Genomic DNA, 6,936 nt, shown 5'->3' on the forward strand with positions numbered 1-6,936 from the left:
GTCTGGATGACGACGCAGGCAGAACCGCAGCGACGGCCGCGCAGCTACGGGAACTGGACGCGCCCGCGCACCGCTGGCCTGCTCGGGCTCGGGCAGATCGGCACGGCCATCCTGCTCGGCGGCATGATGCTCGCCGTCATCGTGACGATCGCCGCGAACCTCCTCGCCGGCTTCGTCGTCATGGCCGTCGTGGGGCTGCTGCTTCTGATGACGGCGCTCCGGGACAAGCACGGGCAGAGCACGCTCGCCCGCATCACGACAAGGATCGGCTGGATGAGAACACGCAGGAAGCGGCACCATCTCTACCGCTCGGGGCCGCTCGGCCGCGCCGACTGGGGCACGGTGCAGCTGCCGGGGCTCGCGGCCGGGTCGCGGCTGACCGAGTGGCACGATTCGTATCAGCGGCCCTTCGCGCTGATCCACCTCCCCTCGTCGGCCGACTACACGGTGGTGCTCGTGACCGACCCGGATGGGTCGTCGCTCGTCGACGAGGAGCAGATCGATATCTGGGTCGCCGAGTGGGGCATGTGGCTGGCGCACGTCGGCGACGAGCCGGGCCTCGAGGCGGCGTCAGTGACGATCGAGACGGCGCCGGATACGGGATTGCGGCTACGGCGTCAGGTGCAGGATCGGATGCAGGAGGGCACTCCGGCGTTCTCCCGCCAGCTGCTGCACGGCATCGTCGACGCCTACCCCTCGGGGTCGGCGGTGGTACGGGCCTACGTCGCACTCACGTTCTCGGCCGCGGCTCGGGCCGGTGGGCGCAAGCGCAGCGCCGATGAGATGGGCCGGGAGCTCGCGGCGCGGATCCCTGGGCTCACGCAGAGCCTCGGCGCGACCGGCGCCGGCGCCGCGCGACCGCTCAGCGCGCAGGAGATGTGCGAGGTGATCCGCATCGCCTACGATCCGGCGGCGGCGATCCTGATCGACGAGGCGAACATGGCGGGGGAGCCGCCGGAGATCCCGTGGCCGGAGGTCGGCCCGGCCGCGCATCAGGCGGCCTGGGGCAGCTACCGGCACGACTCGGCGGTGTCGGTGTCGTGGATGATGAGCACCGCGCCGCGCGGCAATGTGCCCTCGAACATCCTCATGCGGCTGCTCGCCCCGCACCGCGATATTGCGCGCAAGCGCGTGACGCTGCTGTACCGTCCGATCGACCCCGGCCGTGCGGCGGCGATCGTCGACGCCGATGCGCGCGCCGCGTCATTCAACCTCACCTCGACGGATCGCCCGAACGCCCACAATCTCGCGAGCGTGCGTGCGGCCCTCGCAACGGCCGAGGAAGAGGCCAGCGGCGCAGGATTGGTGAACTTCGGCATCCTCGTCACCGCCACGGTGACCGACGTCGACCGGGTCTCGGATGCACGAGCGGCGGTCGACAACCTGTCGGCGACGGCGCGGCTGCGGCTGCGGCCGGTGTACGGCTCGCAGGACTCGGCGTTCGCGGCCGCGCTGCCGCTGGGCCTGGTGCTGCCGAAGCATCTGCAGGTGCCAATCGCGATTCGGGAGCAGCTGTGAGCCGGCGGAAGAAGCGCACGGCCGAGCAGAGCGAGCCGGCCGAGACGGGGGCGCGGCTGCGGCGTCCGGGGCCGCGCGGCTGGTGGAAGCCAGCTGCGGGCCGCGCGAGCGTCCTCGAGCCGGTGGTCGAGTACCGGGGCACCACACGGCAGGTGTGCGGGCTGTGGCCGTACCCGGTGGGCGCCGGCACCCCGATCGTCGGCGTGCCGCTCGGTCTGCACCTCTCGACCGGGGCGACGGTCTGCGCCGACCCGATCTCGTGGTTCATGGGCGGGCTGATCTCGAACCCGTCGTGCTTCGTCCTCGGGCTGCCGGGGCTCGGGAAGTCCACGGTCATCCGCCGCATGACCGGCGGCGGTGCCGGCTTCGGGTACATCCCGCTCGTGCTGGGGGATCTCAAGCCGGACTATGTGCAGCTGATCCGCGCGCTCGACGGGCAGGTGATCGAGCTCGGCCGGGGTCGCGGGCACCTGAACGTGCTGGATCCGGGGGAGGCGCACGAAGCGGCCGAGCGACTGCGGCAGGCGGGCAAGGAGAAGGAGCGGCAGCAGGTGCTCGCCGATGCGCACGGGCGCCGGCACACGATGGTGTCGGCGCTGCTCACGATCCTGCGGAAGGAGCCCCCGACCGATCGCGAGGAGTCGATCATCGACCGGGCGCTCAAGGTGCTCGATGAGCAGCACGACGGGGTGCCGGTGCTCGGGGATCTCCTCCGGGTGATCCAGGAGGCGCCGCAGGAGGTGCGCGACGTCGCGCTCGACCGGGGGAGTCTCGACCGCTACAAGGAGATCACGGAGAACCTCGAGGCCTCGCTCATCAGTCTCACCTCGGGCGGCCGCCTCGGGGAGACGTTCGCGCATCAGACCGATGTGCCGATGATGCGCGACCGGCCGGTGGTCTACGACGTCTCCTCGATCGACGACTCCGACACGGATCTGCAGGCCGCGATCCTGCTCGCGTGCTGGTCGTCGGGCTTCGGCGCGGTGAATGTCTCGAACGCCCTGGCCGATGCCGGTCTCGAACCGCGCCGGCACTACTTCGTCGTGCTGGACGAGCTGTGGCGGGCTCTGCGCGCCGGCCGGGGCATGGTCGACCGGGTCGACGGCTTGACCCGCCTGAACCGGGCGCGTGGCGTCGGTCTCGCGATGATCTCGCACACGATGAGCGATCTGCTCGCGCTCCCCACGGAGGAGGAGCGGATGAAGGCGCGGGGCTTCGTGGAGCGGGCCGGCATGCTGATCGCTGGCGGGCTGCCGGGCGCGGAGATGCCGATGCTCACGGCGGCGAAGCCGCTCTCGCGTGCGGAGCAGGAGATCCTGATCTCGTGGCAGGATCCGCCGGCATGGGACTCGTCGACGGGGGTCGAGGCGGAGCCTCCCGGCCGCGGCCGCTTCCTCGTGAAAGTGGGCGGGCACCCCGGCATCCCGCTCAAGGTCGAGCTGCTCGAGCTCGAGCGTGAGGTGAACGACACCAACACACTCTGGCACACGAACCTCTCTGTCGCGGAGGTGACCGAGGGCGAGCTCGTCGACGCTGAGGGAGGCGGTGCGGCGTGAGCCAGCCGAATCGGAGAGCGGAGCCGGGGAGGTTCGATGCGACGACGATCCTGATCCTCGTGATCGTCGTGGTCTTCGCGGCCGCACTCGCCGTGATGTGGGCGGGATTCACGCTCGGCTCGCGGATCGACGGCTCGAACCCGGAGCTGCCGGGGAATCCCTTCGAGCTGCTGTTCGGCGCGCTGCGCGGCCGCTTCACCTGGTCGCCGGCCGTGGTGACGTGCACCGCGGTGTTCGCCGTGATGATCGTGGTGCTGCTCGGACTGATCGCCGCGTTGGTACTGCGGGCGCGCCGCCGGCAGTCGCGCGCGGATCGGGCGGCGACGTACCTGGCGCGCGGCCGCGAGCTCGAGGAACTCGGCCGGCGCAGCGCGCAGCGCACGGCGCAGCGGCTCGGCGTCGCCGCGTCGCCGGGGATCCCGCTAGGGCGCTCGATCCCTGGCGGGCGGCCGCTGTACGCGCTCTGGGAGTACGTCATGATCGTGTTGGCGGGCCCGCGAGTCGGGAAGACGTCGGCGCTCGTCATCCCGGCGATCCTCGAGGCGCCGGGCGCGGTGATCACGACGTCGAACAAGCGCGACGTCGTGGACGCGACCCGAGATCTCCGATGCCTCGTCGGGCAGGTGTTGATCTTTGACCCACAGGGGATCGCGCTCGAGCCGCCGAGCTGGTGGTGGAATCCGCTGACCTATGTCGTCGACGACGTGCGCGCGTACCGCCTGGCCGAGCATTTCGCCTCGGCTGCACGCGCGGACGGTGCCGTGCAGGATGCGTACTTCGAGCCGGCTGGCCGCGATCTGCTCGCGGGGATGCTACTCGCGGCCGCGCTGCAGCGGCGACCGATCACGCAAGTGTTCGAGTGGTTGAGCGAGCCGACGAATCAGGCGCCGGTCGACGTGCTGCGCCAGCACGAGTACGACCTCATCGCGGCCGACGTCGAGGGGGTCATCATGGCCCCGGAGAAGCAGCGCAGTGGCGTCTACGGCACCGCGCGGCAGATGGCGGCCTGCCTCAAGATCCGTTCGATCGCCCAGTGGGTGACACCGATAGGCGGGGACGCCGACAGCGATCCTCGGCCGCAGCTGGATCCGCACGCCTTCGTGCGCAGCTCTGACACGCTCTATTCGCTCTCGCGCGAGGGGCAGGGGTCGGCGGGCGCGCTGGTGACGGCGCTGACGGCCGCCCTGGTGGAGGCAGCCGAAGAGCATGCGACCCGGCAGCCGGGCGGCCGGCTGGCGACACCGATGCTCGTCGTGCTCGACGAGGCGGCGAACGTGTGCCGGTGGAGCGATCTGCCCGACTTGTACTCGCACTACGGCTCTCGGGGCATCGTCATCCTGTCGGTGTTCCAGTCCTGGGCGCAGGGACAGGTGGCGTTCGGGCGCGAGGGGATGCGGAAGCTGTGGAGCGCGTCGAATGTGAAGCTCTATCTGGGCGGGATCTCCGAGGCCGATTTCCTCCGCGAGCTCGCGGAGCTGATCGGCGATTACGACAAGGAGACGTCCTCTGTTTCCTACAACCGCGGGGTGCGGTCGACGAACCATCAGCTGCGGCGCGAGCGGATCTTGGACGCGGCGGAGCTCGCGGCGCTGCCGCGCGGTCGCGCGGTGATGCTGGCCTCGGGCACGCGGGCGGCGCTGCTCGAGACCACGCCGTGGATGGCCGGCCCGCACGCGGCGGCGGTTCGCGCATCGATCGCGGCGCACGACCCGGCAGCCGTGACGGTGCTGCCCGAGACGCCAGGCGATGACGATCCGGGAGAGGGAGACTCGTGAGCGGCGTGCGTGAATGGGATGACGAGCCGACCTCACAGCAGCAGCCGGCAGCGGCACCCGGCGAAGAGACGGCAGCGGCGTCGGCCGAGCCGCAGTTGTTCTTCGGTTCGGTCGACGAGTTTGTGCGGGAGAAACTGCGCTACGTCTACGTCCGCAGGGTCGGCCCCTCCGGGCCGCATCGCTGGGCAGCTGAATGGTGGCGCTCGCCCGAGGCGATCAGTCGCCTCGAGGCCCTCTGGCGCGCGTGGGAGGCGCTGCGCCTCGAGCCGTCGTTTGGTATGAGCGTGTGGTGGCGCGATCACGCCGATCATCACATGGCGGTGCTGCTCTCGCCCGATGGCCCTTTCGCCGACTCGCGCGATCGTACGGAGCAGGGGGAGCCGTTGCCGTATTCGGCGCCCCCTGCCGGCATGTTCGTCGACACACGAACGAACTCCGCCAGCTACTTCTACTTCTGATCGCTGACGGGTTGCAACGCGAAGCGGTTGCCCTGTCCATCGGTGAACAATGCCCAGCGACCGAACGGAAGATCCACAGGCTCCTGCACGAACTCCACACCTCGGGAAGACAAGTCGCGGTACGTCGTGTCGAGATCGTCACAGGCCAGGAACACAGGAGTGTTCGGTTGCCCATCAGGGGCGTCAGGAGCATCATCTCTCCGGGATTCCAGAAGGATCACGACACCATCAGGGAGCCGCACTTTCAGCCAACGACTGTCATCGCCGTACGCTTCATCCTGGGCGATCTCAGCGCCCAACTTGTCGACCCAGAAGGCCTTGGCCTGATTCTGATCGGCGACACCGACTCTGACCTTCTTCGCTCCGGTGATCATAAGGCAGTCCCTTCAGCGGGTTCTTCGCGTGGTTCGATCCATGACGCGGCGTCTGGTGTCCTGCTCATCCGGCTGGCTGTCGGAGTCCGAGCAGGGTGCCGCCGGGGTCGGTGACGTAGGTGACGAGTCCTTGGCCGGGAATCTCGTTGATGTCGCTATGGACGATGCAACCGGCGACATCGCCGCGCATCAAGGCGGCGTTCTCGAGCGCCTGCACGACCAAGCGAGACTTCATCCTGGAATCGATCGAGTACCCCACGATCCGACCGGAGAACACGTCTTTGATCGCGCAGCAGTAGAGCTTGCCTTCGACGGTTTTGTGCTCCGTGATGTCCACGAGCCACAGCTCGTTCGGTGCGTCGGCCGCGAACACATGCCGGGTCCTGCCGTCCCCGTCAATTACGGCGCACAGATCGTCGTGAACCGGCGGTCCGGGACGGCGTCCCTTGCCGCGCTTGGGCTTGCCGAACGCACTGAACCAGCCGTTCGCGGAGGCGATACGCCACGCGGTCCGGTCCGACATTGCCTCACCGGCGTCACGCGCTTCGTCGGCGAGGAGCCGGTGCCCGAACTCGGGGTCGTCACGGTGAGCGTCGAACAGCGCGTTCGCACGATACGCCTCCACCACCTCGCTATCGGTAATGGGGTTCGTTAACCATCGGTAGTAAGGCTGGCGGGAGAGCTTGAGTACCCGACACGTCACCGTCACAGGGATTCCTGCATCAGCGAGCTCCGTCACGAGCGGGTAGAGCCTTTTCCCGGCAGGTTCGCCTGCGACAGATACGCCGCCGCCCGACGCAGAACCTCGTTCTCCTGCTCCAGAAGACGGTTCCGCTTGCGCAGCTCACGGATCTCGGCCGCCTCAGTCCGCGATTTGCCAGGCTTGGCGCCGTCGTCGATGTCGGCGCGACGCATCCACTTCTGCAACGTCATCGGGTGAACGCCGAAATCTTTCGCAATCTGCTCGATCGTCACTCCAGGATCGCGGTTCCTCGCGACGCGCACAACATCGTCACGGAACTCACTCGGGTATGGCTTTGGCACAACAACATCCTTCCAGACCCACCCCTCGGGCAAGCCAGATCAGATGTCACCTCTCCGTGCAGCAGTCCCGCTCATCCATCATGCTGATCACGGGTCGAACTACACGGCCATGGTCTATACCGACCGTATCCAAGAACTCGGCGCTGTTCCCTCGACCGGAACCGTCGGGGATTCGTTCGACTGTCAGTCTGTTTTTACCCGATCTCGCAAG

7 protein-coding genes are annotated in these 6,936 nt (G+C 68.6%); 4 read left to right on the plus strand and 3 right to left on the minus strand.

Annotation, left to right across the window (positions count from 1 at the left end; translation table 11 throughout):
• Positions 1 to 6: 6 nt before the first annotated feature.
• From D1J51_RS13295 to D1J51_RS13310, 4 genes are read left to right on the plus strand one after another with little or no spacing between them, the layout of a single operon-like run.
• The gene (locus D1J51_RS13295) at positions 7 to 1,518 is read left to right on the plus strand and encodes an SCO6880 family protein (RefSeq protein ID WP_205547894.1); all 1,512 of its coding nucleotides are present in this window, start codon (positions 7 to 9) and stop codon (positions 1,516 to 1,518) included.
• Positions 1,515 to 3,074 carry an ATP/GTP-binding protein gene (locus D1J51_RS13300; protein WP_371414092.1) on the plus strand — a complete coding sequence of 520 codons (1,560 nt, stop codon included), beginning with the start codon at positions 1,515 to 1,517 and terminating at the stop codon, positions 3,072 to 3,074. Before D1J51_RS13295 ends, D1J51_RS13300 begins: the two co-directional genes overlap by 4 nt.
• Positions 3,071 to 4,849, plus strand: a complete 1,779-nt coding sequence (locus D1J51_RS13305) for a type IV secretory system conjugative DNA transfer family protein (RefSeq protein WP_119075934.1) — start codon at positions 3,071 to 3,073, stop codon at positions 4,847 to 4,849. Before D1J51_RS13300 ends, D1J51_RS13305 begins: the two co-directional genes overlap by 4 nt.
• Complete coding sequence (locus D1J51_RS13310; protein ID WP_119075936.1) at positions 4,846 to 5,307, plus strand: DUF4913 domain-containing protein; 462 nt, start codon at positions 4,846 to 4,848, stop codon at positions 5,305 to 5,307. Before D1J51_RS13305 ends, D1J51_RS13310 begins: the two co-directional genes overlap by 4 nt.
• Here D1J51_RS13310 and D1J51_RS13315 read toward each other — a convergent pair.
• The 3 genes from D1J51_RS13315 to D1J51_RS18205 all read right to left on the minus strand — a co-directional run bounded on the left by D1J51_RS13315 (position 5,298) and on the right by D1J51_RS18205 (position 6,725).
• A complete protein-coding gene (locus D1J51_RS13315; RefSeq protein ID WP_119075937.1) occupies positions 5,298 to 5,681 on the minus strand; it encodes a VOC family protein in 384 nt (127 codons plus the stop codon). The genes D1J51_RS13310 and D1J51_RS13315 overlap by 10 nt on opposite strands.
• 64 nt (positions 5,682 to 5,745) lie before the next feature.
• Positions 5,746 to 6,420: a DDE-type integrase/transposase/recombinase gene (locus tag D1J51_RS13320; RefSeq protein ID WP_162903840.1), complete on the minus strand. Its 675-nt coding sequence runs from the start codon at positions 6,418 to 6,420 to the stop codon at positions 5,746 to 5,748.
• On the minus strand, positions 6,417 to 6,725 hold the full coding sequence (locus tag D1J51_RS18205) for a transposase (RefSeq protein WP_119075941.1): 309 nt from the start codon (positions 6,723 to 6,725) through the stop codon (positions 6,417 to 6,419). Before D1J51_RS18205 ends, D1J51_RS13320 begins: the two co-directional genes overlap by 4 nt.
• Positions 6,726 to 6,936: the final 211 nt, after the last annotated feature.

Source organism: Leucobacter sp. wl10, assembly GCF_003569785.1.
GTDB lineage: Bacteria > Actinomycetota > Actinomycetes > Actinomycetales > Microbacteriaceae > Leucobacter.